This is a genomic window from Pseudomonas sp. GW822-FHT06D10, assembly GCF_058799535.1.
On record NZ_JBXALN010000005.1, the window covers coordinates 251,275 to 276,825 of the forward strand.

Below are 25,551 nucleotides of genomic sequence, written 5' to 3' on the forward strand. Positions count from 1 at the left end.
TGAGGGTGTCCACTGACGCGGGACTGACGGCTCTTTACGACCGGGAGCTTGGGCACCTCATGACCTGGCCTCCTGAACACTTCAGATGACGTGGGCGGGTGGAGGCTGCACTGGCTGACGAGACCGGCGCCGCGAGATCCTGAGTCAGGTGAACGCAGTGAAGCGATGACCGGGGCATGCCTGACTGTCAGTCAGGTGCAGTCCGTTCCCTGGGCTGCGGCACCATCATCTGCATCGCTGTTGCTGGTGACTTCGGTGTTTGTCACGCCGATTGTCACGAGGGGGAATGCCGCAAAGCCTTGTACGAGGTGGCCTGCAGCAGTGGTAGGAGCGCCCGTCTCTTTCCAGGAGAAAGAGACGGGCGCAGGTTGGCGCAAGGAATGGCCAAGCGGATAGGTTGCTTCAGGGCAGCTATGCAAGGGGATGAGTTGCCGCAGTGGGCACACTGGTAAAAGTAGGCATCCATCACATCGCTGTGACCGTGCGAGCCGCCGGACGCTAATCGCACTTTGGGAGAACCACCACGGTGTGGCATAGCCTTAAAGGTTCTGGCTACCTGGGTTGCTGTCAACGACAGCGCTTTACCCGATCTTTTCTACGCCTGTGGATAATTCGGGTCAAGGCTCGAATTTTTGGGAGTTCTGGGGCTGTGGATGAAATTATCTACCGGTGGAAATCTGTGGTTTTCCACAGAAAGTTGCGTGGACTTTAGATTTTTTAAGTGAGGTCCATCCAAGCAGGGCGGCTTTGCAGCCCTGCTTGGATGGACCCGCGTGGACAAGCGGATCACTGAGATATGAAGACCGAGCGCTTACTCGGTTGCGCCACGTTTTGCTTTTAGGCGAGTGACGTTCGCTCCGGTCTGATTTGCGAATTCGTGTGGAGTGACATGCTCCTGTCAATTTGCGGGGGTAATGCGCCTGCTTTGGGTGGAAACGGTCAGAGAGAGTTCTTAATCTGTGACTGGATGACATGGTGATAGGCACTGTGATCTCAAAAGGAGCATATCAATGAGACCGAGTTTCTTTCTGGACGATGAAGATGAAGCCATCGCCAAGAGCTATTTCAAGAAGGTTAATAGCATTGGTTTTGTTTGTGTCGGTTTGGCGTTGACGATAATCACAATGCCTCATCCCGAGCGCGCCGCATGGTTTGTCTTCGCGGTAGCGATCATTTATGCGTTTAGCCACGGCGATGGTTACAGGAAGATTGTTGCCAGCTATTTGTTGCGTCATAAAGGATTCGGCGGTGGTATTCGTTTGGTGTTGAAAGTAGCTCTCTTCGTGTTGGGCACAAGTCTGTTGTCTGGGATTGGGCTTCAGATCTTGACGCCTGAGGTTTTAGGCATCCTCCCATAGCAGGACTGTCTCAGTGACCTGGGTAGCGGATTCAATCATTGATCCGCTTCACCTTCATCCGGGTAACATTCACCCCAATCTGATTAGCGAACTCATGCGGAGTGACATGCTCTTCACGGTTGGCCTCCAGGTACCGGCTCCACCAGTTCATGATCAGCCTGCGCTCCTCGATGAACTCGGCCTTGTGGATGTAAGCGGCGCGGACGTTGTTGCGTTCCTTGTGGCTCATCTGCCTTTCAATGGCGGTCTCGGACCACAACCCTGACTCAATCAGTGCGCTACATGCCATCGAGCGGAAGCCATGGCCACAGATTTCGGTTTTGGTGTCGTAACCCATATTTCGAAGCGCGCTGTTCACCGTGTTCTCAGACATCGGTTTCGACGGGTTGGCATCGCCCGCAAATACCAGGTCGAATTCGCCGGTGAGGATGCGGATCTGTTCAAGCAGGGTCACGGCTTGCGGCGATAAGGGTACAAGGTGGATGTCCCCGGCCATCTTCGTACCTCTTGTTGAAAAGGGTACTCCGTCCAGCGCGGGTCGAGTGTCCGGTATCTCCCAAGTGCCGCGCTTGAGGTCGAACTCGCTCCAGCGGGCGAAGCGTAGTTCGCTCGAGCGGACAAACACATGTAGAGAGAGCATGACTGTCAGCCGAGTCAGAGTTCGTCCTTTGTAGGTGTTGATGCGCTCCTGCAATTCAGGCAGGCGCGATAAGGGTAAAGCTGGGCGGTGCACTACCCTCGGGGCTTTGATCAAACCTTCAAGGTCGGAGGCAGGGTTTGCTGCGATCTGTCGAGCACGTTTCGCCTCGCGCATGATGCTTTGCAGGTAGTTTTGTACCCTTAACGCGACGTCAATCGTGCCACGCCTCTGGATTGCTTCCAGAGGTTGCATTAAGTCGTGAGTGTCTAGGTCGACAATGGCGCGATCACCGATCAGTGGAAGAACATGGGTTTTGAGACGGCTAAGAACCGTCTTGGCATGGCCCGGAGCCCATTTGGCAGACATCGCTTTGTGCCAGTCCAGGGCAGCGTCCTCAAAGGTTCGGCCTCGGATTGTGGCTTGCGTCTTGGCTTGATGTTTGGACTCGATGGGGTCGATGCCTTCCGCCAGCATCCGCTTGACCTCCAGCCGCTTCTTGCGCGCATCGGCGAGGCCGACCACGGGGTAATTGCCAAACGAGGTCAGTCCTTCACGACCATCAGGTTTTACATACCTGAAACGCCAGCCTTTGCGGCCATTGGGTTGGACTAGAAGGTAGAGGCCGTCACCGTCGAAAAGCTTGTAGGCGCGGTCGGTGGGCTTGGCTGAACGGCAAGCCGAATCGGAGAGTGGGGCAGTGGTGCGCGACATAAGGGTACTCCTCCCTTTATCGAATGACCTTACCCCTATCTTTATCCTTAAAACGGCTGGTATCCATAAGATTTTGGCGGAATCCGACGGAACGCCAAAACGAAAAAACCCGCCAGAAGGCGGGTTTTTCGGGGGGTTTCAGAGATTTTGAAAGCCTTCTCTGGAACCTTGTATGGTGCCGGCACCAGGAGTCGAACCCGGGACCTACTGATTACAAGTCAGTTGCTCTACCAACTGAGCTATACCGGCGTGTCAGGGCGACGATTATAGCGATTGGCGGGCTTCTGTAAACCCCTGAAATCTGACTATTTTTGCGAAGCGCTCAGGGCCGCGTCCGCTGGCAAACGATTGGCTGGCCCTCCTCAGGAGCCTTGCGCTATCGATTCGGCGAGGATGCACAGCAACTCGAACATCAGGGTCGCGCCCACCAGGGCGGTGGCGCCGCCGACGTCGAAGGGCGGCGAGACTTCCACCACGTCGGCGCCGACCAGGTTCAGGCCGCGCAGGCCGCGGATCATCTGCTGGGCCTGGAGGGTGTTCATGCCGCCGATCTCCGGGGTGCCGGTGCCGGGGGCGAAGGCCGGGTCGAGCACGTCGACGTCGAAGCTGATGTAGGTCGGGCCGTCGCCCACCACGCGCCGGGCTTCGGCCAGGGTGGCTTCGACGCCGATGTCGGCGAACTCTTCCATGTGGATCACGCGAATCCCGCAGTCCCGGGCGAAAGCCTCGTCGTCGGCGCTGTAGATCGAACCGCGAATGCCGATCTGCACCGTGCGCTTGGGGTCCAGCAGGCCTTCTTCGATGGCGCGGCGAAAGGGCGTGCCGTGGGTGTAGAGGTTGTCGCCGAAGTAGCGGTCGTTGGTGTCGGAGTGGGCATCGAAGTGCACCATGCCGATGGGGCGGTGGCGGGCCAGGGCGCGGAAGATCGGCAGGGTCACCAGGTGGTCGCCACCCACCGCCAGGGGCACGGCGCCGGCCTGGTGCAATTGGCTGAAGAAACCTTCGATCTGTTTCAGCGAATCCAGCAGGTCGATGGGGTTCACCGGTGCATCACCCAGGTCACCGACCCGGACCAGGTCATAAGGGGCGATGCGGCTGACATGGTGCACCTTGCGCATCAGGCTCGACTGGTTGCGCACCTCCCGCGGGCCGTGGCGGGCACCGGCACGGTTGGTGGTGCCGCCGTCCCAGGGCACGCCCACCAGGGCGATCTGCACCTGGGCCGGGTCGTTGAACAGCGGCAGGCGCATGAAGCTTGGAATGCCGGCGAAGCGTGGGACCAGGGCGGCATCCACGGGTTGGGGAAAGGGCTTGGACATGGCGGGGTTCCTTGTTCGCTGTGAAGGATTTATTCGGTGGCGCTGCGCAGTGCCGGTGCCGCCCGGCTTGTCAGGCTGACGCCGACAAAGGTCAGCAGGCTGACCCCAAGCCCGTAGTAGATCGGGGTGTTGGCGAGAATGCCGTCGCGGACCATGAACGCGATCACCGTCAGGCTGCCGGTGAGCATGCAGGCGATGGCGCCCCTGGCCGAGGCGCGGCGCCACAGCAGCGCGCCCATGATCGGCACCAGCAGGCCGCCCACCAGCAGGTTGTAGGCGATGCTCAGCCCGGCGATCACGTCGTTCACCAGGCACGCCATCAACAGCATCGCCGCCCCCAGCCCGAGGGTGATCCAGCGGCTGCTGGCCAGGTGGTTTTCCCCGCCCCGGGTAAGGAAGCGGCTGTAGATGTCTTCCTTGAGCACCGTGGCCGAAGCCAGCAGGCAGGCGCTGGCGGTGGACATGATGGCGGCCAGGGCAGCGGCCACCACCAAGCCGCGCAGGCCGGCGGGCAACACGCTGCGGGTGATTTCGGCGAAGGCGTTTTCCGCCACCGCCAGGTCCGGCAACAGCAGCTTGGCGGCGGCCCCCACCAGGGCGCAGGCGGCGCCATAGAACATGCAGTAGATCCCGGCGCCGAGCCCGGCGTAGCGCACCACGCTTTCACTGCGGGCGGTGAACAGCCGCTGCCAGATGTCCTGGCCGATCAGGGCGCCGAAGAAGTACAGCAGGAAGTAGGTGAGGATGGTGTCCAGGCCGATATTGCCCAGCTCGAAGAAGCCCGCCGGCAGGTTGGCCTGCAAGGCTTCCAGGCCGCCGGCCTGGCCCAGGCTCATGGGCAGCAGGACGCCGAAGATCCCCAGGGTCATGATCACGAACTGGATGATGTCGGTGAGGGTCAGCGACCACATGCCGCCGATCACCGAGTAGAAGATCACCAGGCCGCCGCCGCAGAGGATCGCGGTGATCCGCGGGATCTCGAACACCACTTCGGTGATCGAGCCGATGGCGATGGTGGCGGTCACCGCCACCATCAGGTCGTAGGCCACCATCACGCAGCCACCGATCAGCCGCGAGGACGCCTGATAGCGCTGCTCCAGGATCTGGGTCACGGTAAAGACCCGCAACTGGGCGATCTGCCGGGAGAACACCAGGCTCAGCACGATGATCCCCAGGCCCAGCATGAACACCAGCCACAGCCCGGAAATGCCGTAGCTGTAGCCCAGGCGCACCGAGCCTATGGTGGAAGCGCCGCCGAGCATCACTGCCGACAGCGTGCCCAGGTACAGGGCCGGGCCCAGGCGGCGCCCGGCCACCAGAAAGTCATCCTGGCTTTTCACTTTGCGCATGCCCCACCAGCCGAGGCCGGCCATCAGCAGGACGTAGATCGCCATTACCAGATAATCGAGTGCCATAACCGTCGCTTCCTTTTGTTTTTGTTGTTGAAGGCAGGTCGGCGCAGCGTAGGTGGCAGGGGTTGCCGGGTACATCCCGGCGGGCACAAGCTGGCTTGTGTTTTGTGGAAAGTGCCTGGGTGGCAGTGAAGGCTGCGGGCACTTGGCCGATAGCCTGTGCGGGCCCGGTGGCCGCCTCAGTCAAAGGAAACTTCAGTGATGAATCTCGCAACTCCGACCCTGCTGGCCGCGTTGGCGTTGCTCGGCGCTTGCAGTGTCAAACCGGTACAGCCCTATTCGGAACCGCCCCTGAGCGTGCCGACCGCGCAGTTGCGGGTGATCACCAACGGCGAGGTGCGCGGGGACGCCTATGCCGGGTGCCTGGGGGACAGCAAGCGCCTGGCCAAGGCCGGGCGTTTCGGCAGCGATCAACAGGCCAACATCAACTACCCGCAGTTCCCGGTGCAGCCCCGGCAGATCGACATGCTGCCCAGGTTCGCGCCGAAACTGCCGGCCTACGCAGGGGCGATCCGCAGGGGCGAGGGCGCCTACAACGAGATCGCCACCGAGTACCGGGTACCGGCGGGCCGGCCTTTCCTGCTGGAAGGCGGGGGCGTGGCGGCAGGTGGCTATGGCAGCACCTACAGCACCTGCCCCGAGGTGAGGAAGGTGGTGCTGTTCGAGCCGGGCAAGAGCTACGAGGCCTATGTCGGCCTGAACTACATCCCCCAGGCGAACGGCGAAACCGCAGCCATGTGTGCCTTTGCGGTGTACCAGTTGTTGCCCCTGGGCAAGCCGGGAGCGGTCATGCCTATGGCGGTCCAGGCCAAGCCGCCGGTGGACAGCAAGTGCCCGGGTAGCTGAGCCGTTGGACGGTAGCCCCGGCCTGGGGTAGCAGGCCGGGGGTGAGGGCAGGTCTAGGCCTCCCAGCCCGCGTCGCGCACCGCCTGCTGCACGAGTGGATGCAGTTCGGCCCCTTGCTGCTCGGTCTGCCAGGCCAGCAGTTCCTTGCGCATGCCTGGGGTCCAGAACATCTGCATGTGGTTGCGCACGCTGAGCACGGCCTGCACCTGGTCCGGCTCATTGGCGAAGTACGAGGCGATCTGGTTGGCCATCTTGATCAGGTTGGCGGTGCTCATCGGCGCACCTCCGCCTTGCCGCCCCGGGAGCGGCCACGCTTGTCCAGCAGGCGATGCTGCTCTTCGCTGAATGCCTGGTAGCGCTTCTGCCATTCGGAAGGGTGGTAGACGCGGCTGACTTCCACCGCGGTGACCTTGTATTCCGGACAGTTGGTGGCCCAGTCGGAGTTGTCGGTGGTGATCACGTTGGCCCCCGATTCGGGGAAGTGGAAGGTGGTGTAGACCACCCCCGGTGCCACCCGCTCGGTGACCCGGGCCCGCAGCACGGTCTGCCCGGCGCGGCTGCCGATGCCCACCCAATCGCCTTCGTTGATGCCCCGGCTCTCGGCATCGGTGGGGTGGATTTCCAGTCGGTCCTCGGCGTGCCAGGCGACGTTGTCGGTACGCCGGGTCTGGGCGCCGACGTTGTACTGGCTGAGGATGCGGCCGGTGGTCAGCAGCAGCGGGTAGCGACCGTTGACCTTCTCGTCGGTGGGCACGTAGCCGGTGAGCATGAAGCGCCCCTTGCCACGCACGAACTCGTCGATGTGCATGGTCGGCGTGCCGTCCGGCGCGGCGTCGTTGCACGGCCATTGCAGGCTGCCGTGGCGGTCCAGGCTGGCGTAGCTGACGCCGGTGAAGGTCGGGGTCAGGCGGGCGATCTCATCCATGATTTCCGAGGGATGGCTGTAGTGCATCGGGTAGCCCAGGGCCGCGGCCAGGGCCAGGGTGCCTTCCCAGTCGGCCTTGCCGCCCAGCGGTTCCATGACCTTGCGCACCCGGGAGATGCGCCGTTCGGCGTTGGTGAAGGTGCCGTCCTTTTCCAGGAACGAGCTGCCCGGCAGGAACACGTGGGCGAACTTGGCGGTTTCGTTGAGGAAGATGTCCTGCACCACCACGCATTCCATGGCCGACAGGGCCGCGGTCACGTGCTGGGTGTTGGGGTCGCTCTGGGCGATGTCCTCGCCCTGGCAGTACAGGCCCTTGAAGCTGCCGCCCAGGGCTGCTTCGAACATGTTGGGAATGCGCAGCCCGGGATCGGCCTGCAGGGTGACGTTCCAGGCCTGCTCGAACTGCTGGCGCACCACCTGGTTGGAGATGTGCCGATAGCCCGGCAGCTCGTGGGGGAAGGAGCCCATGTCGCAGGAACCCTGGACGTTGTTCTGCCCTCGCAGCGGGTTCACGCCCACCCCTTCGCGGCCGATGTTGCCGGTGGCCATGGCCAGGTTGGCGATGCCCATGACCGAGGTGCTGCCCTGGCTGTGCTCAGTGACCCCCAGGCCGTAGTAGATCGCCGCGTTGCCGCCAGTGGCGTAGAGGCGGGCAGCGGCACGGATATCGGCGGCGGGCACGCCGCAGATGGCGCCGAGCACTTCCGGCGAGTTGTCCGCGCGGCTGACGAAGGCGCTCCACAGGGCGAAGGCCTCGGGCTCGCAGCGGGCGCTGACGAACTCCTGGTCGACCAGCCCTTCAGTGACTATCACATGAGCCAGGGCATTGAGCATGGCCACGTTGGTGCCCGGGCGCAGGGCCAGGTGCAGCTCGGCGCGGGCGTGCACCGAGTCCACCAGGTCGATGCGCCGCGGGTCGATGACGATCAGCTTGGCCCCTTCACGCAGGCGCCGTTTGAGCTGGGAACCGAACACCGGGTGCGCGTCGCTGGGGTTGGCGCCCATCACCAGGATTACGTCGGCCTGCATCACCGAGTCGAAGCTCTGGGTCCCGGCGGATTCTCCCAGGGTCTGCTTGAGGCCGTAGCCGGTGGGCGAGTGGCAGACCCGGGCGCAGGTGTCGACGTTGTTGTTGCCGAAGGCCGCCCGCACCAGCTTCTGCACCAGGTAGGTTTCCTCGTTGGTGCACCGGCTGGAGGTGATGCCGCCGATGGAGTCGCGGCCGTACTTGAACTGGATGCGCCGCAGTTCGCTGGCGGCGTAGGTCACTGCTTCGTCCCAGCTGACTTCCTGCCACGGGTCGCTGATGTGCTTGCGAATCATCGGCTTGGTGATGCGGTCCGGGTGGGTGGCGTAGCCCCAGGCGAAGCGGCCCTTGACGCAGGAGTGGCCGTGGTTGGCCTGGCCGTTCTTGTCCGGAACCATGCGCACCAGCTGGTCGCCCTTCATCTCGGCGCGGAACGAGCAACCCACGCCGCAGTAGGCGCAGGTGGTGATCACCGCCCGCTCCGGCTGGCCCATCTGCACCACGCTCTTTTCCATCAGGGTGGCGGTGGGGCAGGCCTGCACGCAGGCGCCGCAGGACACGCATTCGGAGTCCAGGAAGTTGTCGCCACCGGCCGCCGCAACCCGGGATTCGAAGCCCCGGCCGCTGATGGTCAGGGCGAAGGTGCCCTGGGTTTCCTCGCAGGCGCGCACGCAGCGGTTGCAGACGATGCACTTGCTCGGGTCGTAGTCGAAGTAAGGGTTGGAGGTGTCTTTCTGATCCTGCAGGTGGTTGGCGCCGTCATAGCCGTAGCGCACTTCCCGCAGGCCCACCTGGCCGGCGACGGTCTGCAGTTCGCAGTTGCCGTTGGCCGAGCAGGTCAGGCAGTCCAGGGGGTGGTCGGAGATGTACAGCTCCATCACGTTGCGGCGCAGGGTCGCCAGTTTCGGCGTTTGCGTATGCACCACCATGCCTTCGCTGACCGGGGTGGTGCAGGAGGCCGGGTAGCCGCGCATGCCGTCGATCTCCACCAGGCACATGCGGCACGAGCCGAAGGCTTCCAGGCTGTCGGTGGCGCAGAGTTTGGGAATGGTGGTGCCCATCAGGGCCGCGGCGCGCATCACCGAGGTGCCCTGGGGCACGCTGATGCTGCGCCCGTCGATGTTCAGGCTGACCTGCACCTGGCTGTCGCGGGCCGGGGTGCCGAAGTCCACGGCATTGAGATCGATATCTGTGGCTGGGTCGAAAAGAGTGATCATTGCTCGGCCTCCGAGGGCGCCAGACCGAAGTCGGCGGGGAAGTGCTTCAGGGCGCTGGCCACCGGGTAGGAGGTCATCCCGCCCAGGGCGCACAGCGAGCCGTATTGCAGGGTGTCGCACAGGTCCTTGAGGATCAGCGCCTGCTCATCGCGGCGGCCTTGATCGGGAGCGGCCAGCAGGCGGTCGATGACCTCCACGCCGCGGGTCGAGCCGATGCGGCACGGGGTGCATTTGCCGCAGGATTCCTCGGCGCAGAACTGCAGGGCGAAGCGCGCCATGCGGGCCAGGTCCAGGCTGTCGTCGGCCACCACCACGCCACCGTGGCCGAGCATCGCGCCCATGGCGGCGAAGGCTTCGTAATCCAGCGGCGTATCGAACTGCGAAGGCGGTACCCAGGCGCCGAGCGGGCCGCCGACTTGCGCAGCCTTCAGTGGCCGGCCGCTGGCGGTGCCGCCGCCATAGCCTTCCACCAGCTCGCGCAGGGTCAGGCCGAAGGCCCGTTCCACCAGGCCGCCGTGACGCACGTTGCCCGCCAGTTGGAAGGGCATGGTGCCCAGGGACCGGCCCATGCCGTAGTCGCGATAGAACGCCGCGCCCTTTTCCAGGATCAGCGGCACCGAGGCCAGGGTCAGCACGTTGTGCACCAGGGTCGGCTGGCCGAACAGGCCTTGCAGCGCCGGGATCGGCGGCTTGGCGCGGACGATGCCGCGCTTGCCTTCCAGGGAGTCCAGCAGGGCGGTTTCCTCGCCGCAGATATAGGCCCCGGCACCGACCCGCACTTCCATGTCGAAGGCCTGGCCGCTACCGCCGGCATTGGCCCCGAGGTAACCGGCATCCCGGGCGATGTCCAGGGCCTCGCGCAGGGTGGCCACGGCCTGGGGGTATTCCGAGCGCACGTAGATATAGCCGTAGCTGGCACCGACCGCGAGGCCGGCAATGGCCATGCCTTCGATCAGCAGGAACGGGTCGCCCTCCATCAGCATGCGGTCGGCGAAGGTGCCGGAGTCGCCTTCGTCGGCGTTGCACACCAGGTATTTCTGCTGCTGCGGCGTGTCGCGCACGGTGCGCCATTTGATCCCGGCGGGGAAGGCCGCGCCGCCACGGCCGCGCAGGCCGGAATCGAGCACCGCGGCCACGGTCTGCTCGCCGCCCAGGGCGATGGAGCGGGTCAGGCCCTCGAAGCCGCCGTGGGCCCGGTAGTCGGCCAGGGACAGCGGCCGGGTAATGCCGGCGCGGGCGAACAGCAGGCGTTGCTGGTTCTTCAGGTAGGGCAGGTCTTCGACCCGGCCCAGGGCCAGGGGATGGCTTGCGGCATCGCCTTGCAGGGCGTCCAGCAGCGCCGGTACGTCGGCGGCGCCCACCGGGCCGAAGCCCAGGCGCCCGTCCGGGGTATCGACTTCCAGCAGCGGCTCCAGCCAGTACAGGCCACGGGAGCTGGTGCGTTGCAGTTGCAGCGGCAGCTGGCGCTGTTCGGCCTGGGTGGCGATGGCCTTGGCCACTTCATCGGCGCCCACGGCGCGGGCCAGGGAATCACAGGGCAGGTAGAGGCTGGGCATCACGCGTCCTCCCGGCAGCTGTCGAGCAGCGCGTCCAGGCGCTCGGCGCTCAGGCGTGCATGCAACTGGCCATCCAGCTCCAGGGCGGGCGAGCAGGCGCAGGCCCCCAGGCAATACACCGGCCGCAGGCTGATGTTGCCATCGGCGCTGCTGCCGTGGTCGTCCAGTTGCAGGCGCTCGCGCAGTTGCGCCGCCAGTTGCTCGGCGCCGCGGCTCTGGCAGGATTCGGCGCGGCACAGGCGCAGGATGTGCCGCGCCGGCGGCGAGGTACGAAAGTCATGGTAGAAGCTGATTACCCCGCGAACTTCGGCCTGGCTCAGGTTGAGGCTGTGGGCTATTTCCGGGATGGCGGGATCGGGGATGTAGCCGAGCTCTTCCTGGATCTGGTGGAGGATCGGCAGCAGCGCGCCCGGGGAGTCTTTGTGGCGCTCCAGCAGGCGGTGGATCAGAGGCAGGTGCAGTGTTTCATCAGGCATACAGCATTCCTCACGGTCACGGACACACCTGGTGGTTGTCGGCTGTCCGAAAGTGTCGGCTGCGGCGCTGGTTGCCGCGTCACGGTAGCGCGGCGTTTCAGGCCGTTGGCCATGCACCCTGAATGGGCATCTTGTTGTACCCGGCGCGGTCGTTGCCGCACCTGTTCAGGGCATAAAGGGCAGCTTGACACGCTGCTTCTGGTTCATCTGCACGAAAGCGACTTGTTCGGTTCCATCTACGACCACCCATTGAGTCTAGAAGAGCCTGGGCAACCGGGTGGGCGAGCGGGGCACTATCGGATAAAACGCGGGGAGTGAGGGATGACTTCGGTCAGCTCGGAAGCGAATAGCCAGGGAGTAGGGTGGGCCCTGTGGCGAGGGAGCAAGCTCCCTCGCCACAGGCGCTAGGAGCGGGCGCGGCGCTGGGCGGCGTACTGCAAGGCCAGGCGGCCCACGAGTACCAGCAGGGTCAGGCCGATCAGCAGCACCGAGATCGCCGCCACGCTGGGGTCGACGTTATCGCGCAGGCCGCTCCAGATCCGCCGCGGCAGGGTGTTGACGTCGACACTGGTGATGAACAGGGTCACCGCCACTTCCTCCCAGGACAGGGCAAAGCTCAGCAGCGCGGTGGAGAAGATCCCCAGCTTGAGGTTCGGCAACATCACCAGGAAGGTGGTCTGCATCAGGCTCGCCCCCAGGTTGCGCGAGGCCAGTTCGATGCGCCGGTCCACCTGGCTCAGCGCCACCAGCATGGTCACCACGCCGTAGGGCACCACCATCACCACATGGGCGATCACCACCCCGGGCAGGGTGTCGTAGCCCCAGCCCGGGGCGATGCGCCCGAGGTTGGTTTCCATGAAGTACAGCACCAGCGCCGAGATCACCGGCGGAATGGCCATGGGCAGCAGCACCAGGCCGATCAGCAGGGTTGCCAGGCGCGAACGCAGGTACCAGATGCCGAGGCTGAAACTCACCGCCAGCAGGGTGGCGATCAGGCTGGTGGCGCTGGCGATGGCCAGGCTCTGGCCGATGCTCGACAGCCAGTCGGGGTTGCTCAGCAGCGCCTCGTAGTGGCGCAGCGACCAGTGGCCGTCGGGCATCGACAGGTAGCGTTTGGCGGTGAAGGAAACCGGGATCACCGTCAGCAGCGGGAACAGCATGAAGGCCATGGCGACCACGGCGATCAGCCGGGTACTCAGGGCAGTGCGATGTGTATTCATAGTGACCTCAACCCACCAGTCGATTGACACGGGTGATGCGCATCAGCAGCCAGATCAGCGCGCTGACCAGGGTCAGCAGCACCAGGCTCAGGGCCGCGCCCAGGCCCCAGTTGCTGGTCTGGAACATCTGCAGGAACACGTATTCGGCAATCATCACCGTCTGCCCGCCACCCAGCAGCACCGGGGTGATGAAGAAGCCCAGGCAGAACACGAAGACCATGATGAAGGCCCCCAGCAGCCCCGGCAGGGTCTGCGGCAGCAGCACCTGCCAGAAGGTGCGCAGGGCGCCGGCCCCCAGGCCGCGTGAGGCCAGCAACACCCGTTGATCCAGCTGGCGCATGCTCGACAGTAGAGGGAACAGGGCATAGGGGATCATGAAGTGCAGCATGCCGATCACCACCCCCAGTTCGTTGCGGGTCAGTTGCAAGGGGTGATCGATCCAGCCCAGGGACAGCAGGCTGTCGTTGACCACGCCGTTGCTGCGCAGGGCGATCAGCCAGCCGAAGGCCCGCACCAGCACCGAGATCCAGAACGGGATGAACACGCAGATCTCCACCATGCGTTGCCAGAACGGCGGGCTGAACACCCAGCAGTAGGCCAGCAGGTAGCCGATCACCAGGGCCAAGAGGCTCACGGTCAGGCACAGGCGCAGGGTGCGCAGGAGCATGTCGTGGATCGCCGGATCGGTTGCGATGCGCTGGTACTGCCCGAAGCCTGTCTCCGGCAGGGTGAAGCTCCAGCTCACCACGCCGAAGAACGGCAACAGGTAGAACACCACCAGCAGCAGCGGCAGCGGGAACAGCAGCAGGCTGCGTTCCAGGCGTGCGGTTCGGGTTGCACTCATGGTCGGCGGCTCATTTGGACAGGTGGGTCAGGTACTGCTCCAGGGTGCTGGAGTAGTGGTCGGCGTACCACTGGGTGTCGAGGAAGATCTGCTTCTTCATGTTGGCTTCGGAGGCGCAGTTGATCTCCCGCTGTTCGGCGCTCATCAGTTGCTGGGTGGCGGCGTTGGACGGGCCGTTGCCGAGGGCCTCGAACAGCTTCAGTTGCCCGGCCGGCTGCAAGGCGTGCTGGATGAACTGCATGGCCGGTGCGGTGCCCGCGGGGTTGCCCTTGAGCACGCCCCAGCTGCTGGCGTTGAGGAAGGCATGGTCGAAGCCCCACTTGATGCGGCCGCCGCTGTCTTCGTGGAGCAGGGTGGCGCGGGTGTGCCAGATGGCGCCCATGGAGGCTTCGCCTTCGATCATCAACTGCTGGCTTTCCGCACCCGAGCCCCAGAACGACAGGACATGGGGCTTGAGCTCATCGATCTTGCGCAAGGCGCGGGGCACGTCCAGCGGGTACAACTGCTCGGCGGCCACGCCATCGGCCAGCAGCGCGGCTTCGAGCATGCCGTTCATCCACTTGTAGAGGGTGCGCTTGCCGGGGAATTTCTCCACGTTCCAGAAATCCGCCCAGTCCTTGGGGCCGTTGTCGCCGAACTTCTGGCTGTCCCAGGCGATCACGTAGCTGAACAGGTAGCCGGCGATGCCGTGCTCGTGGGACAGCGACGGCGCCACCAGGTCCCGCTGCACCACGCTGTAGTCCAGGGGTTGCAGGACCTTGTCGCGGCCCAGGGTCATGGCGCTGTAGCTGTCCACGTCGACCACGTCCCAGCTCGGCCGGCCGCTGGCCAGCTGCGAACGGATGGCCCCTTCGGTGGGGCCGGCGCCGTCGATGCGCACCGGGATGCCGGTGCTCTTGGTGAAGCTGTCGGTCCAGGCGCTGCGAAAGGCATTGAGTGCGTCGCCGCCCCAGTTGACCACCACCAGGGGCTTGTCGGCGGCCCAACTGATACCGCTGCGCAATGCCAGGGGCACCGCCGCCAGCAGGCCCATTGCCTGGAGGAAGGTGCGGCGGCTGACCTGCCCGCCGCGGGCTTTTTCGATGAGGATTTCAATGCAGTCGCGTTGATGGTGCTGGCTCATGGGGCAAGTCCTCGCGAGGCCGGTGCAGGGCGCGCCGGCCGATTATTGTTATGGGAGAGCTGTGCGCGATGGGGGAGCGGCCGGCTCAGGCTTCCAGCAGGAAGCTGTGGCGTACCGGCCAGCTCAGCCACACCGGGGTGCCGCTGGGCAATCGGGCGCCGGGGTGGTCGCCGGGCACCGAGAGGTTCACCGGTGCCAGTTCCGGGCTGATGTTCAGCGCCAGGTGGGTGCTGGAGCCCTGGTACACCCGCTCGCCGAGGCAGGCGGGCAGCACGTTGTGCTCGCCGGCTTGCGGGCGCTCGGTGTGCAGGGTCATGTGTTCCGGGCGTACCGCCAGCAATTGCGGCTGGCTGCTGATTTCCCCGGACGTGGTGGCCTGCAGCGGGCTGTCGCCAAAGCGTCCGCTGGCCTGGCTGCCGTTGCGGGAAATGCCCTGCAGCGGGAACAGGTTCATCTTGCCCAGGAACTCGGCGACGAAGCGGTTGCGCGGGCGGTCGTAGATGGTTTCCGGGGTGTCGATCTGTGCCAGCCGCCCCTGGTTGAAGATGGCGATGCGGGTCGACAGCGCCAGGGCTTCACCCTGGTCATGGGTGACGAAGACGAAGCTGGTGCCGACCTGGCGATGAATGCGCTGCAGCTCGGTCTGCAGTTGCTCGCGCAGGTTCTTGTCCAGGGCCGACAGCGGTTCGTCCAGCAGCAACATGTCCGGCTCGAATACCAGGGCCCGGGCAATGGCCACGCGCTGTTGCTGGCCACCGGAAAGCTCGGACGGCTTCTTGTTCAGGTGAGCACCCAGGCCCACCACCTCGAGGATGTGCTTGACCCGGCGCTGGCGCTCCTCGGCCTTCACGCCTCGGATGCGCAACGGGTAGGCGACGTTGTCGGCCACGCTCATGTGGGGAAACAGCGCGTAGCCCTGGAACACCATGCCGTAGTTGCGTTTTTCCGCCGGGCGCCGGCTGATGTCCACACCGCGCTCCAGCAGCTTGCCGGCGCTGGGGGTGAGGAAGCCCGCGAGGATCATCAACAGGGTGGTCTTGCCTGAGCCCGAGGGGCCGAGCAGGGTGAGAAATTCGCCTTGGCGAACGTCGAGGTCGATGCCGTCCAGGGCAGTGAAGTTGCCGTAGAACTGGCTGATTCCTTGGGCGCTGAGTTGAGTCGAGGGACTGCTGGACACTACGGAGATCTCCCGCAAAGCCGGCCTGCGCTATGGAATTTTTATTGTCGGAACAGCAGGCGGTCGGCTCATTATTGTGAAAAGCAACGCCACATCAATGGAATAATTTTTGTCTCATTGGTGAGTGAAATTTCCCAGTCGCGAGCGCCTCAGGGTTCGCCGGAGGGGGCGTCCGAGATGTGCTGGGCGCTGGTCTGCAACTGGTTCTTCAACCAGGCGCTGAAGGCCTGGACCACCGAGCGCTCGGCCTTGGCCGGATCGATCACCAGGAAATAACCGCGCAGGGCGCTGATGCTGATGTCGAACGGACGCACCAGCAGCCCCCGGGCCAGGGCATCGCCGCTGAGCAGGTTGTCGCCGATGGCCACGCCCTGGGCGGCGATGCAGGCGGACTGCGCGCAATGGGCGTCGGAGAAGGTGATGCCGCTGTCGGCGTTGACCTGGCTGGCGCCCGCCGCTGCCAGCCAGACCCGCCAGTCGCTGGTGTCGCTCATGTGGATCAGCGGGAAGTCCTTGAGGTCCAGTGGGGTCTTCAGGCCGCCGATGGCGTTGATCAGGCGCGGGCTGCACACCGGCGAGAAGCGCAGGGTAACGATCTGCTCCACCAGCAGCCCCGGCCAGTCGCCGATGCCATAGGCGATGAACAGGTCGGCTTCGGCGTCGCTGGTGTCGTCCTGGGCCCGAGGGCTGACCACCTGCAGCTGCACCTGGGGGTATTGGCGCAGGAAGCCGTTGATGTGGTTGCACAGCCAGAAACTGGCGAACCCCGGGTTGCAGCTGATGCGCAATTTGCCCGACACCGCCAGGCCGTCGAAGCGCCGTCCGGCGTCCTGGATGTCGGCCAGGATGCGCCGCACTTCCCGGGCATAGCACTGGCCCTGGTAGGTCAGGCCGATGCCGCGTCCCACCCGTTCGGTGAGGGCAAAACCCAGGCTCTGTTCCAGGCTGATGATCTGGTGGCTGATGGCGCTGCGGGTCAGGCTCAGTTGCTGGGCGGCAGCAGTGACGCTGCCCAGCCGGGCGACCGCGTCGAGGGCGCGCAGGGCGGTGATCGAGGGGTAGCGCATACAACCTCCGGGTCAAGGGAACCTGTGTTCGACGGCGTTCGTATTCCGCACATAGTGCGGCGCAGTATGGGCCGACCTCTCGGCAAACTGGTCAATTTACTTTGACATTGCCGCCTAAAAAATTCGATTGATGTAATCGGCGCTTCACCAATACTGAGCCTCGATCCGGCCTTTAGCCGACCGGACAAGCCTAATAACAACAAGAGGTCCCGCAGGCCGAGTGGGGGCGCTGTGGCGTCCTGGCGCCGGCCGGCCGGAACCTGGATAACCAGGAGTGCCGCGGATGTCCCGTTACAAAGAATTCGCCATGGATTGGGTTGAACGCCACCGCCAGCAATTGTCGGACTGGCACCAGATCATCTGGCATTACGCCGAGCCGGCCTTTCGTGAATACAAGTCCAGCGCCTGGTACGTGCAACTGCTGGAAGCCGAGGGCTTCACCGTCGAGCGCGCCAGCGGTGGCATGCCCACGGCCTTCTGCGCCACCTTCACCCAGGGCCAGGGACCGCTGCTGGCTACCTACGGCGAATACGACGCGGTGCCCGGCAACTGCCAGGCGGCCACTACCCGCAAGCAGCCGCGCGATGGCCTGTCGCGCTTCGCTCCGGGGCACACCGACCCGCACTCGGCCCTGGGCATCAGCGCCCTCGGCGGGGCCCTGGCGGCCAAGGCGACCATGGTGGAATTCGGCCTGCAGGGCAGCATCAGGTTCTTCGGCGAGCCGGCGGAAAAGCTCCGCGCCTCCAAGCCGGTCCACGCCGCCAAGGGCTACTACGATGACCTGGATGCCGCCATCAGCTTCCACCCCACCTACATGTTGCCGCTGAACAACACCACCACCTGGGACACCCACTGCGGCATCGCCTACGCCTACATCTACAGCTTTACCTGCGAGGATCCGCAGAACTGGATCGCCGCCGATCGCTACAGCCCGATCCCGCAGAACCATCTGGCGGCCCGGGCGCCGGGGGCCAACGACGCCCTGGTGCATTTCTACACCCTGAACGAAAGCCTGCGCCGCTCGACCCTGCCGTTCACCGGCCTGTGGAGCTACAACGAAGCGATCCTCACCGCCGGCCAGGCCACCGCGGACAACCTGCCGCCGCACCTGTCGCAGATCCAGTACCTGCTGCGCTGCGATTCCATCGAGCAGGCCGAGACCATCTCCCAGGTCATGGACAACAACGCCGCAGCGGCCGCCATGGCCACCGGCTGCCGCTGGAAAAAGACCTGGGTGTGCAAGTCCCGGGGCGGCCTGCCCAACCACGTCATGGCCCAGGCCACCTACGACAACCTGGCGGCGGTGGGCGCTCCACAGTGGGACGAAGAAGCCCGGGAGATCGCTCGGGAAATCCAGCGCAACCTTGGCCTCGAAGCCATGGAGCGGCCATTTCTGCCAGCCACCGAAGCCTTGATCGAACCCCAGGAGTGCGAGCGCCAGATGCGCCTGCAAATGCCCGCCTGGCAGAACTACCTGACCTCCGATGACTACCCGGAATACACCTGGCACTGTCCCACCGTGCGCCTGCTGGTGGCCCGGCCGATGCTCAGCGCGCCAGCTGGCACGGTCTATCCGGACTGGGTGTCCAACGCCCTGGGCGGCATCCGCCAGACCATCGACCCGATGATCGAAGTGGCGGCCAAGACCATTGCCGCGACCCTGGTGGACCTGCTGACCGACGAAGCCCTGTTGAGTGCGGCCAAGGCCGAGTTTGTCGAGCGCACCGGTGGCGGTATCGGCGGCAGTCGCTGGCAGGCACCACTGCTGCCCGAGGACTTCAAGGTGCCCCACGATTTCCGCTGGCCGGAGTACATCAGCACGGCCCGGGGCGAAGAGTGGTGGATTCCGGCGCGGGCCGATGAGTAGCCGCCGCTATCAGGCCCTTGCCTGAGATCGTCCCATGGCACCTGGGCGAATGGCGTTATGCCCGTTCGCTAAGGTGTTTATGCACAACGGATGGGTTGCCAGGGCCGAGAAGTGTCGAATTTGTGGAGCCGTTCTCATCTTTATGCAACTGGCTGTTTTTTCGGGATTTTATTTTGTGAACAAAAAATGACCAGTCTGTGAAGGTCGTCCAAAGCCAAGCAATCCAAGGCTTTTCCAGAATTCCATCAACAGACTTATCCACAGGTCGCGACAGCCTGTCGCACAAGCGCACAGCATGCTCATCGAGCCAATGGCGCACGGACGCCTGGAGGCTCAACCGAGCACGCTGTGCTTATGCCGTTGTGCTGTGCCCGGGTCGGAACCTATTCCGCCTTTGTGGCCGGGATGGACATTTCATGACGGAACAGGTTGTTGGGGTCAATTGAGGCCTTCAGGTTGCAAAGTGTGTTGATGAGTGGTGTGTTCCAGCCGTAGTACAAGTTCAACCAGTCGGGGTCTACAGCGCCTGTAGCGGTGTACTTCATATCGACATCGGGGTAGTTGATGTAGCAGCCATCGTAGGCGGGTCTTTTCGGCTTGCCGCCGTGTACGGCATTGAAGATGTTGCGAATCCAGGCTATTTGCACCGCGTCATCGGCAGCGTTGGTCCAGTACGTCTGGTATTGGGCTTTAAGCAGTGAGCTTCTTTGAGGAACGGCAGTTGTTCCCATGCCCTTTTTATTGATCGCCCCGCCGTAGGAGTCGATCTGTACCAGCGACTGACTGAAGCGTTTGTCTGGCGTGGCTTCGGTCAAGTGCGTCAGCAACGCGTTGCAGGCCTGCTCGGAGAACTGTTCGACCTGATAGTCAGACTTGTATTTGCCCCGCTGGTTGTTGCCCGAGCCGTTGATCATTTGAGTGACGTACAGCCAATCCATCGCCGTGTGTTCAGCCACCGCCCCTTTGAACTTCCTGCCGGCAAGCGGGTGCCTGAGCGGTGCAATGTTGGGTGCGATGAAACCGTCATGGAGAGTCGGCGTGATGCCCGCCGCGGCATTCATCTTGCTGATGAAGTCGTTGAGCGGTACATCGTTTGCGCCGCCGACCAGGCCATTGGGACCGGTGTATTGGATCGCCAGCACCACATGGTCGGAGGTATCCACATGGTTCAGTTTCAGCAGGGTGAACAATCCACCATTGCCAACCCCTTCCACTGGGCTGGTCGCGGCGGCGTCGTTATCCGAGAACCATTGCCAATAGGCCCGCAGGAAGTTCGAGAAGTTGGGAATCAGCTCTTTCCACGGGTAGGCCAGGGGAATCCAGTAGGCTTGTTGCGGGGCTTGGGGCAGTTGGTCGAAGTAGTAGCCGATGATGATGCCGAAGTTGCCACCGCCGGCCCCGCAACAGGCGGTAAACAATGCCTTGTCTTCTTTCGATGGACTGTCTGCGCGAACATGCCGGAACTTCAGTTGCCGCGAGTTTTCCACAGGCACAAGAATGTCGACGCCGGTTACCCAGTCCACGGTCAAGCCCTGAAGGCGCGATAACAAACCGTAACCGCCGCCGCTGATGTGCCCGCCCAAACCGACCGAATAGCATGAGCCGCCAGGAATGGTGCGCCCGGCCTGCTTGTACAGCGACAGGTAACCGTCCCAATTCTGATTGCCGGTCAATGCCATGAATCGATACTTCTTGTTCTGGTTGTCCCAGGGAGATGTGATGGATTGGCTCTCTTCGTACTTCAGGCCTTTCATTTCACCGATGTCGATAATTGCCAGGCTTTCTGTTTCGCCGCTTAACTTGTTGGAAACAAAACCCTCGTAGCAGTGGCCGCCACTGCGCACCGTGATGCGATAGCCGTCACGCAGTGCCGTATTGGCTGCGGCCAGAACTTCATCGGGTGTCGTACACACATAAATCCGCTTTGCGCCCTGTTCGATACTGGGCGGCCAGCGCAAGTTGAACCCCTTTTGCAGGGTTTCGTAGGTGTGTGACTGAGGGTCTATGACGTTCATGAGTAACTCCCTGTATGTGTGTTGGGACTTGGCGACTTCCTGTCGAAAAATGACCGCTTTAGTTGCGCCAGAGCTGTGGCTTGAGTGCTGCTGGTGTCCAGCTCGCCTTAGAGACTAGTAGGCGTAATGAGCTTGGTTTTTTTCTTTCGTGAAGTTGAGGGACATCCCCCGGCTTGATCGGCGACTTTCAATGGGTTGCGGGTTACCCAAGGGGTGCCCGACGTCCGTTAGTGAGGTCACTGGTCGCAGTGGTTATGCACAACGAGCGTGAGTCGGACCTGTCGTACCAGGCGGTTACGGGCGCTCTGCCAGCAGCAGCAGATTGCGCGGGGTCAAGGGGGCCTCGCAGAAGGTTCCGAGGCGCACGGCATAGCCCTGCTCTTGCAGGAACAGCCCGCGGTCCAACGCCAGCCACAACTCCATGGGACGGCGGAACAGGCCCCGCAGCAGTTCCAGGTTGCGCACCTGGCCCAGGCGCTGCCAGCCGGCCGCTTCGAGCGCGGCCCAATCCTGGCAATCGACTGTGGATAAGTCCTTGAGGGCGGCGAGGTCGCGGCAGTAGTCGGCGAAGGGTTTGTTCAGCCAGTGGCTGGGCAGGGACGGCGTCGGCAGGTATTCGTCGAGGCCACGTACTTGCCGTTGCAGCAGGTCGAATGCCAGGCGCCGGGCCATGGAGGTGTCGCGCTGACGCCGAACTCGGGCACCGGCAGTGACGGTTTCGCTCATGGGCAAGGCCAGGTCTTCCAGGGACAGGTCCAGGCGTGATGCCTGGGCGGCTGTGGATAAGCCCTGGTAGTGGCTGGCGCGGGTGCGGTTGTAGCAGCACGGGGCGATGGCCAGCTGTGGACAACCCTGCTGGCTGGCCAGCTGGATCAAGCGCACATGCAAATCGCCGCACGCGTGCAGGGCCACCGGGCTGTGCTCGGCGTGCAGGCGCAGGGCTGTGTCATCGGCCAGCACGTCCTGTTGCAGATGGCGGGCGGGCAAACCGTGGTGCCGGCTCAGTTGTTCGCCACTCTCGATCAGCGCCGGGTCGTATTCCAGGCAGGTCAGTTGCTGCTCGGGTTGCAGCAGGCGCCTGCCGAGGTGGCCCTTGCCGGAGCACCAGTCGAGCCAGTGAGTCGGTGTGCGGTCGAATTGCAGGCAGGCGGCGAAGGCTTCGATCTGCTGCCACTTGCGCCCGGGTACGTCGACATTGAGACGTGGGTGAGGCGCGGGCAGTGCCTTTATGGGGAGTTCGCCCACCGCTCCAAGTGCTCGGGCCTGCTCCGCCAGTGGGGTAAAGGGGGCCGGTGCCTGGAGGTGCTCCGGGTGGTTGTGGGCCGCTTCGGCGTCTTCCAGGGAGCGCTGGCGCAACCACTGGGCGAGTTCGGGATGAGCGGTTTCCCACGGCAGTTGCAGGTGGTTGAACGGACGCGGGCGCCAGAGGGTCTGGTGTTCCAGCAAAAAACGGTCAAGGGCCTGGAAACGGCTGAGCAGCGCAGGGCCTTGGAGAATCGCAGGCATGGTCATGGCGTCCGGGGCAGACCCGCTCCCTGGCGGGAGCGGGAGAAGATCAGCGTCCCTGGCAGGCGTCGACCCGCAGCCAGCGTTCCAGTTGGCGGAAGGCCTGGACCAGCATGAACGACATCAACAGGTAGAACACCCCGGCGGTAAAGAACATGTCCACCGTCAGGTAGTTGCGGGCAATGATGGTGCGCGCCATGCCGGTCAGTTCCAGCAGGGTCACGGTACTGGCCAGGGAGCTGGCCTTGAGCATCAGGATCACCTCGTTGCTGTAGGCCGGCAGGCCGATGCGCGCCGCCCGCGGCAGGATGATGTAGAACAGCGCCTTGGGCCGGGACATGCCCAGGGCCCGTGCGGCTTCGATTTCACCGGGGGGAATGGCCTGGATGGCGCCGCGCAGGATCTCGGCGATGTAGGCCGCGGTGTGCAGGGTCATGGTGGCGGTGGCGCACCAGAACGGGTCGCGCAGGTAGGGCCACATGAAGCTGTCGCGCACCGCGTCGAACTGCGCCAGGCCGTAATACACCAGGAACAGCTGCACCAGCAGCGGCGTGCCGCGAAAGAAGAAGATGTAGGCGTAGGGCAGGGCGCGCACGTACCAGAGCTTGGACGAGCGGGCGATGCCCAGCGGGATGGCCAGCAGCAGGCCGAGAATCACGGCGATGCCCACCAGCTCCAGGGTCAGTGTCGCGCCCTGGATGAACTTCGGCAGCCATTTGTAGATGACTTCCCATTCCATTACGTCGTCCTCACAAAGCCGCGGGCGGCGCGTTTTTCCAGGAAGTGCATGCCGGTCATGGCCAGCACGGTCAGGCCCAGGTACATGAAGGCCGCGACCATGAAGAAGGTGAAGGGATGCTTGGCGAAGGTCACGGCGTTCTGCGCGTGGCGCATGATTTCTTCAAGGCCGATCACCGACACCAGCGCGGTGTCCTTCATCAGGATCATGAACAGGTTGCCCAGGCCCGGCAGGGCGATGCGCCACATCTGCGGCAGGATCAGGCGGCTGAAGATCCGAAACTTGGAAAGGCCCAGCGCGGTGCCGGCCTCGCGGTGGCCCTTGGGGATGGCCAGGATCGCGCCACGAAACACTTCAGTGGCATAGGCGCCGAAGCACAGCCCGAGGGCGATCACCCCGGCGAGAAACGGACTGAGGGCCAGGTCGGGGTTGCCGAAATGCTCGCCCAGCGCGCTCATCATGTTCACCGTGCCGTAGTAGATCAGCAGCACCCACAGCAGTTCCGGGACGCCGCGCACGATGGTCGAATAGGTTTCGCCAAGCCAGCGCAGTGGCTTGTACGGGGAAGTCTTGGCCAAGGCGCCGAGCAGGCCGAGCACCAGCCCCAGGCATAACGCCGAGAGGGCCAGCTTGACGGTCATCAGCGCGCCGGCGGCGAGCGCCGGGCCGAATCCGTAGAGATCGATATTCATGGGGTCTGGATGGCTTTGCTAAGGACCGGCGCCCAGGGGGCGAGCGCCGGTCAGGCAAGTCAGTATCAATAGATGCTGAACGGGAAGTACTTGTCGTTGATCTTCTTGTAGGTGCCGTCGGCCACGATTTCTTTCAGGGCGGCGTTCAGCTTCTCGCGCAGTGGATCTTTCTTGCGCACGGCAATCCCGATCTTGTCGCTTTCCACCATTGGCTCGCCCTTGAACTCATAAGGCTTGCCCGCGTCGCTCTTGAGCCACTCGTAGTTGACGTACTTGTCGGCCAGGATCGCGTCCAGGCGGCCGGAGGTCAGGTCCAGGTAAGCGTTTTCCTGGGTGTCGTAGAGCTTGATGGTGATGTCGTCGCCCAGGTTGTCTTCCAGCCAGGTGCCGGCCAGGGTCGCCCGTTGCGCGCCGATGATCTTGCCCTTGAGCGAGGCCTTGTCGGTCTTGAAGTCGGTCTTGGCCTTGGGCGCGATGAACTGCAGCTTGTTGGAGTAGTACGGGTCGGTGAAGTCCACCGCCTGCTTGCGCTCATCGGTGATCGACAGCGAGGAGATCAGGAAGTCGAACTTCTTCGCGTTCAGGGCCGGGATGATGCCGTCCCAGTCGGAGGTGACCACGGTGCACTCGACTTTCATCTTGGCGCACAGGGCGTCACCGATGTCCTTGTCGAAGCCCACGACCTGGCCGCTGGCGTCCTTGTTGTTGAACGGTGGGTAGGCTGCTTCGATGCCCATCTTCAGGGTCTCGGCGGCAGCGCTGGCGCTGAAGGCCAGGGTGACGGCAGCGGCCAGGAGGATTTTCTTATAGCTCTGCATGCGTGTAGCTCCGTTAGCGGTTGCTGGACATGAATTGTTTGCAGCGTGCCGAAAGCGGGTTCTCGAAGACCTGCTGTGGCGATCCTTGCTCTTCTACCAGACCCTGGTGCAGAAACACCACTTCGCTGGAGACCTGACGGGCAAAGCTCATTTCGTGGGTGACCAGCAGCATGGTGCGGCCTTCTTCGGCGAGGGCGCGGATCACGTTGAGGACTTCCTGGACCATTTCCGGGTCCAGGGCCGAGGTCGGCTCGTCGAACAGGATGACTTTGGGTTGCATCGCCAGGGTCCGGGCGATGGCGGCGCGCTGCTGCTGGCCGCCGGACAGCTGTGCCGGGTAGGCGTGGCGCTTGTCGGCGATGCCGACCTTGGCCAGCAGCGCCTCGGCCACTTCGATGGCCTCGGCCTTGCTCTGGCCCAGCACCCGGCGTGGCGCCTCGATGATGTTGTCGAGCACGCTCATGTGCGGCCAGAGATTGAAATTCTGGAAGACGAACCCGATTTCGCTGCGCAGGCGGTTGATCTGCTTGCCGTCGGCGGCTACCAGCTCGCCGTTTTTCGCGGCCTTGAGCTTGAGCTCTTCGCCGGCCACCAGGATCTGGCCCTGGTGCGGGTTTTCCAGCAGGTTGATGCAACGCAGGAAAGTGGACTTGCCGGAGCCGGAGGAACCCAGGATCGATATCACGTCACCGTCGCGTGCGGTCAGCGAGATACCCTTGAGTACCTCCTGAGTGCCGTAGCGTTTGTGCAAGTTGCGGATTTCAAGCGCGGGCGTGGCCTCAGCCATGTGCGGTCCTCATTGAGTTCATTGTGCTCCTGCTGTTGGGCGGCCTTCCTGGCGAGGCGCCAAGCTAGCATAGGGTTCCAAGCGCAGCCAACAGCGCTACCGGAGGTAAACAGACGGCGTGTGGCAGGTTGTCGCATCAGCACAGAAGACTGTCGCCCCATCAACAACCGAACGCCTGTTTGAACCCTGGATCCGCCTGAAATCCGGTA

General features: G+C 63.8%; 21 protein-coding genes and 1 tRNA gene. 3 read left to right on the forward strand and 19 right to left on the reverse strand.

Annotated elements, in window-relative coordinates; genetic code table 11:
* The first annotated feature begins 1,010 nt into the window (after positions 1-1,010).
* Entirely contained in the window at positions 1,011-1,358 is a 348-nt protein-coding gene (locus tag AC1RL5_RS18465; protein WP_492589505.1) for a hypothetical protein, read from the forward strand.
* Positions 1,359-1,389: 31 nt separating this feature from the next.
* Here AC1RL5_RS18465 and AC1RL5_RS18470 read toward each other — a convergent pair whose 3' ends face one another.
* The 4 genes from AC1RL5_RS18470 to AC1RL5_RS18485 form a co-directional block, all read right to left on the reverse strand.
* Positions 1,390-2,709: a tyrosine-type recombinase/integrase gene (locus AC1RL5_RS18470; protein ID WP_492589507.1), complete on the reverse strand. Its 1,320-nt coding sequence runs from the start codon at positions 2,707-2,709 to the stop codon at positions 1,390-1,392.
* A 173-nt stretch (positions 2,710-2,882) separates the two neighbouring features.
* Positions 2,883-2,958 (reverse strand) — tRNA-Thr (locus AC1RL5_RS18475).
* A 113-nt stretch (positions 2,959-3,071) separates the two neighbouring features.
* Complete coding sequence (gene speB, locus AC1RL5_RS18480) at positions 3,072-4,028, reverse strand: agmatinase (protein ID WP_015633801.1); 957 nt, start codon at positions 4,026-4,028, stop codon at positions 3,072-3,074.
* A 29-nt stretch (positions 4,029-4,057) separates the two neighbouring features.
* Positions 4,058-5,443: a sodium:solute symporter family protein gene (locus AC1RL5_RS18485; RefSeq protein WP_072452123.1), complete on the reverse strand. Its 1,386-nt coding sequence runs from the start codon at positions 5,441-5,443 to the stop codon at positions 4,058-4,060.
* A 198-nt stretch (positions 5,444-5,641) separates the two neighbouring features.
* Here AC1RL5_RS18485 and AC1RL5_RS18490 point away from each other — a divergent pair, with 198 nt between their 5' ends.
* On the forward strand, positions 5,642-6,286 hold the full coding sequence (locus AC1RL5_RS18490) for a hypothetical protein (RefSeq protein ID WP_011058704.1): 645 nt from the start codon (positions 5,642-5,644) through the stop codon (positions 6,284-6,286).
* A gap of 53 nt (positions 6,287-6,339) precedes the next feature.
* Here AC1RL5_RS18490 and AC1RL5_RS18495 read toward each other — a convergent pair whose 3' ends face one another.
* The 9 genes from AC1RL5_RS18495 to AC1RL5_RS18535 all read right to left on the reverse strand — a co-directional run bounded on the left by AC1RL5_RS18495 (position 6,340) and on the right by AC1RL5_RS18535 (position 16,918).
* Positions 6,340-6,561, reverse strand: a complete 222-nt coding sequence (locus AC1RL5_RS18495) for a formate dehydrogenase subunit delta (protein ID WP_011058705.1) — start codon at positions 6,559-6,561, stop codon at positions 6,340-6,342.
* A complete protein-coding gene (fdhF, locus tag AC1RL5_RS18500; protein WP_072452121.1) occupies positions 6,558-9,455 on the reverse strand; it encodes a formate dehydrogenase subunit alpha in 2,898 nt (965 codons plus the stop codon). The genes AC1RL5_RS18495 and fdhF overlap by 4 nt, the downstream gene beginning before the upstream one ends.
* Positions 9,452-11,011, reverse strand: a complete 1,560-nt coding sequence (locus tag AC1RL5_RS18505; RefSeq protein ID WP_103407094.1) for a formate dehydrogenase beta subunit — start codon at positions 11,009-11,011, stop codon at positions 9,452-9,454. Before AC1RL5_RS18505 ends, fdhF begins: the two co-directional genes overlap by 4 nt.
* Positions 11,011-11,487, reverse strand: coding sequence for a formate dehydrogenase subunit gamma (locus tag AC1RL5_RS18510; protein ID WP_019093898.1), 477 nt, complete (start codon positions 11,485-11,487; stop codon positions 11,011-11,013). The genes AC1RL5_RS18505 and AC1RL5_RS18510 overlap by 1 nt, the downstream gene beginning before the upstream one ends.
* Positions 11,488-11,891: 404 nt before the next feature.
* Complete coding sequence (locus tag AC1RL5_RS18515) at positions 11,892-12,707, reverse strand: ABC transporter permease (RefSeq protein WP_072452119.1); 816 nt, start codon at positions 12,705-12,707, stop codon at positions 11,892-11,894.
* A 7-nt stretch (positions 12,708-12,714) separates the two neighbouring features.
* Positions 12,715-13,551, reverse strand: a complete 837-nt coding sequence (locus AC1RL5_RS18520) for an ABC transporter permease (protein ID WP_011058710.1) — start codon at positions 13,549-13,551, stop codon at positions 12,715-12,717.
* A gap of 10 nt (positions 13,552-13,561) precedes the next feature.
* Complete coding sequence (locus AC1RL5_RS18525; protein ID WP_072452118.1) at positions 13,562-14,674, reverse strand: ABC transporter substrate-binding protein; 1,113 nt, start codon at positions 14,672-14,674, stop codon at positions 13,562-13,564.
* Between the two features lie 85 nt (positions 14,675-14,759).
* Positions 14,760-15,851: an ABC transporter ATP-binding protein gene (locus tag AC1RL5_RS18530; protein WP_019093895.1), complete on the reverse strand. Its 1,092-nt coding sequence runs from the start codon at positions 15,849-15,851 to the stop codon at positions 14,760-14,762.
* 149 nt (positions 15,852-16,000) lie between these two features.
* Positions 16,001-16,918 (reverse strand): LysR substrate-binding domain-containing protein, encoded by a 918-nt coding sequence (locus AC1RL5_RS18535; protein WP_053155967.1) that lies wholly within the window; start codon positions 16,916-16,918, stop codon positions 16,001-16,003.
* Positions 16,919-17,201: 283 nt separating this feature from the next.
* Between AC1RL5_RS18535 and AC1RL5_RS18540 the strand changes: the two genes are divergently transcribed.
* Positions 17,202-18,785: a zinc-binding metallopeptidase family protein gene (locus AC1RL5_RS18540; protein ID WP_161466411.1), complete on the forward strand. Its 1,584-nt coding sequence runs from the start codon at positions 17,202-17,204 to the stop codon at positions 18,783-18,785.
* Positions 18,786-19,168: 383 nt separating this feature from the next.
* Here AC1RL5_RS18540 and AC1RL5_RS18545 read toward each other — a convergent pair whose 3' ends face one another.
* The 6 genes from AC1RL5_RS18545 to AC1RL5_RS18570 form a co-directional block, all read right to left on the reverse strand.
* On the reverse strand, positions 19,169-20,800 hold the full coding sequence (locus AC1RL5_RS18545) for a BBE domain-containing protein (protein ID WP_093407164.1): 1,632 nt from the start codon (positions 20,798-20,800) through the stop codon (positions 19,169-19,171).
* Positions 20,801-21,094: 294 nt separating this feature from the next.
* A complete protein-coding gene (locus AC1RL5_RS18550) occupies positions 21,095-22,306 on the reverse strand; it encodes a methyltransferase (protein ID WP_072452201.1) in 1,212 nt (403 codons plus the stop codon).
* A 49-nt stretch (positions 22,307-22,355) separates the two neighbouring features.
* Positions 22,356-23,045, reverse strand: a complete 690-nt coding sequence (locus AC1RL5_RS18555; protein ID WP_072452116.1) for an ABC transporter permease — start codon at positions 23,043-23,045, stop codon at positions 22,356-22,358.
* Positions 23,045-23,737, reverse strand: coding sequence for an ABC transporter permease (locus AC1RL5_RS18560; protein ID WP_011058717.1), 693 nt, complete (start codon positions 23,735-23,737; stop codon positions 23,045-23,047). Before AC1RL5_RS18560 ends, AC1RL5_RS18555 begins: the two co-directional genes overlap by 1 nt.
* Before the next feature lie 65 nt (positions 23,738-23,802).
* Positions 23,803-24,555, reverse strand: a complete 753-nt coding sequence (locus tag AC1RL5_RS18565) for an ABC transporter substrate-binding protein (RefSeq protein ID WP_011058718.1) — start codon at positions 24,553-24,555, stop codon at positions 23,803-23,805.
* A 13-nt stretch (positions 24,556-24,568) separates the two neighbouring features.
* Positions 24,569-25,342, reverse strand: a complete 774-nt coding sequence (locus AC1RL5_RS18570; protein ID WP_011058719.1) for an ABC transporter ATP-binding protein — start codon at positions 25,340-25,342, stop codon at positions 24,569-24,571.
* Positions 25,343-25,551 lie beyond the last annotated feature (209 nt).